Origin of the sequence: Trichocoleus sp. DQ-U1, assembly GCF_039961925.1 — a bacterium.
Lineage (GTDB): Bacteria > Cyanobacteriota > Cyanobacteriia > Cyanobacteriales > FACHB-T130 > FACHB-T130.
The window spans coordinates 1-2,323 of record NZ_JAMPKB010000171.1 but is presented as its reverse complement, the minus strand read 5'-3'; the positions used below and the strand labels follow the sequence as shown (position 1 = coordinate 2,323).

The window sequence follows — 2,323 nt, the reverse complement described above, 5'->3', positions numbered from 1 at the left end:
AGGCTTTACTCAAGATCGTCAGCAGATTCAAAAGAATGTAGAAGCTTTGAGTTTTCAACTAGATAAGGACGATCTGCAATTGCTTTCTGCTCGTTCATCTACCCTATTCAAACAACCGGGAGATATTTATTCTTACGAGCGATAGATGAGCTGAGCTTTGCCAGGAGGCACTGTTAAGTTAACTCAAAATTTAGCTCATCAACCCAAAAAATGAGCAAAGTGCATCCCATTTTTCTAAAAACAAGCCTACAAGCTGAAACCTGCTTTCATCAGGCTTCGTTTGTATATCCGCGATTTTAGCCATCAGGAGTTTTTACTCTGATTGGGATGCTCCTAACCCTAATTGCTTTCTGGATAATTATGCAACCCTTGTCTTCAACTCAAAATCTACAAATTTCTGCAACTGAAACTGTAACTCCTACGCAGTTTTACACTTGGAAAAATTATCGCTGCGCCTACGAATTTCATACCGCAATTAATCCAAATACAAATGAGGGGAGTCCCCTCCTATTAATTCATCCCATTGGTGTAGGATTATCCCGAAAGTTTTGGCAGCGATTCTGTCGAGAATGGTATGAAGCGGGTCGCCGGAATCCAATTTATAATCCAGACTTACTGGGATGTGGTGAGAGCGATATGCCTCATGTGGCTTATAATCCTCTTGATTGGGCACAGCAATTGCAACATTTTTTGCAGACTGTAGTAAAAAAACCTGTGATTGTAGTGGTACAAGGGGCTTTGCTGCCGGTAGCAATTGAGTTAGTTCGTCTAGAAACGAATTCTAATTTTATTCGAGGCTTGGTGCTGGCTGGCCCTCCCGCTTTAACGTTGCTTGCTAAACCTAGAGCAAATTGGCGGCAAAAATTTACCTGGAATCTGTTAGACTCTCCTTTTGGGAGTGCCTTTTATCGCTATGCGCGGCGCGAACAGTTCTTACGTTCTTTCTCAACTAAACAACTCTTTGAAAAGGCTGATTCAGTCGATCGGGAGTGGCTGGAAACGCTGGAGAAAGGTGCGACAGATCCAGAGACTCGCCATGCTGTTTTTTCCTTCCTAGCAGGGTTTTGGCGGCAAGATTATCGAGACGCGATCGCATCTATCTCTCAACCCACTCTAGTAGTCGTCGGCGACACGGCATCCAGCATTAGTCAAGCTGGCAAAGGTGAAACTCCCGATGAACGCTTGGCTGACTATCAGAAGTCTTTACCCAACGCTGAGGGTATCAAAATGTTAGGTCGTAATGTTCTACCCTATGAGTCAACGGTTGAATTTGTCAATGTAGTTACCAATTTTGTCGCTAAACATTCTTAATTAATTACATCAGAGGATGCTATCTAATGTCCGATGCAATAACGTCTGAAATAAGCGATCGCATTTGCGCTCACATGAACGACGATCATGCTGATGCTGTCGTTCTTTACGCCCAAACTTATGGTAATTCTCCCGATGCTGCAAAGGCAGAAATGGTTTCAGTAGATCCAGAAGGTATGAATCTCATGGCACAAGTCAAAGGTTCGGATGTGCCGATACGCATTCACTTCGATCATATTCTCAAAGATGCCGAAGATGCTCACCATACGCTCATTGCAATGGTGAAACAAGCGCGTTCTCATTCAAAATAGTACCAAAAAGAACGTTGAGTAGGGTGGGCATTGTCCACCTTACTTCTATGCTCGTAAAATTTAAACTTGTTGATTAATCTGTGACTTATCTAGTCCCTCTTTTATCCAGGTAATGCACTCTTGTTCAGTTCCAAATATTTTTGGCGCGGCAACATTATTTAAGTTATCAGATTTATAATGATCGTAAAAATATTTACTTGCTAATTGATAAACAATAATCAAATTATCTTGATAAATGTATCTATTTTTAAAATAATCGTTTTGGCTAACAACATCTGAATTCTCATCTAGATGTTCTTTGGCTGCCTCAATAATCGTATCAATGCAACTTGAATAAATACCAGCCGGATTTTCCAATTTATGAAATCTACCTTTATGCCCTAATTCAGAAAGTAAAGTATAGGAGTAAATATTTTGACCATCCGCCATTCCAAAAACAAATGGGATGATCAGATATCCTTTATAAGAGACTGAATTTTCGTAGAGTAACCGGCTCACTTTTTTCCTCCGTACTAGCTATTTCACCCTTCATTTCTTCAAAACGGTGTGTTCTTTCTCAAAAGAACGGCATCCTTCGGCTTTTTCATATAAGTAGCTGGGACTAATTAAATATAAGATGGCATAAAGCTTCTAAACGGAGTTTTCCATTATTTATGCCTGCTCCTATTCGGATTATCTTAAGCGAAGCAGAGGACTCAATG

3 protein-coding genes are annotated in these 2,323 nt (G+C 40.6%); 2 read left to right on the top strand and 1 reads right to left on the bottom strand.

All coding sequences use genetic code 11. From position 1 onward, the window contains the following. Window positions 1-360 precede the first annotated feature (360 nt). Window positions 361-1,311 carry an alpha/beta hydrolase gene (locus NDI34_RS28050; RefSeq protein WP_348234489.1) on the top strand — a complete coding sequence of 317 codons (951 nt, stop codon included), beginning with the start codon at window positions 361-363 and terminating at the stop codon, window positions 1,309-1,311. Window positions 1,312-1,337: 26 nt separating this feature from the next. Beyond that, window positions 1,338-1,622, top strand: coding sequence for a DUF2470 domain-containing protein (locus NDI34_RS28045; RefSeq protein ID WP_190410617.1), 285 nt, complete (start codon window positions 1,338-1,340; stop codon window positions 1,620-1,622). A gap of 60 nt (window positions 1,623-1,682) precedes the next feature. Here the strand turns inward: NDI34_RS28045 and NDI34_RS28040 are convergent, their stop codons facing one another. Beyond that, the gene (locus NDI34_RS28040) at window positions 1,683-2,120 is read right to left on the bottom strand and encodes a hypothetical protein (protein WP_348234488.1); all 438 of its coding nucleotides are present in this window, start codon (window positions 2,118-2,120) and stop codon (window positions 1,683-1,685) included. Window positions 2,121-2,323 lie beyond the last annotated feature (203 nt).

Bases quoted from the DNA above. Each gene is read 5' to 3' on its own strand.
- NDI34_RS28050 (WP_348234489.1), top strand. From the start codon at position 361: ATGCAACCCTTGTCTTCAACTCAAAATCTACAAATTTCTGCAACTGAA.
- NDI34_RS28045 (WP_190410617.1), top strand. From the start codon at position 1,338: ATGTCCGATGCAATAACGTCTGAAATAAGCGATCGCATTTGCGCTCAC.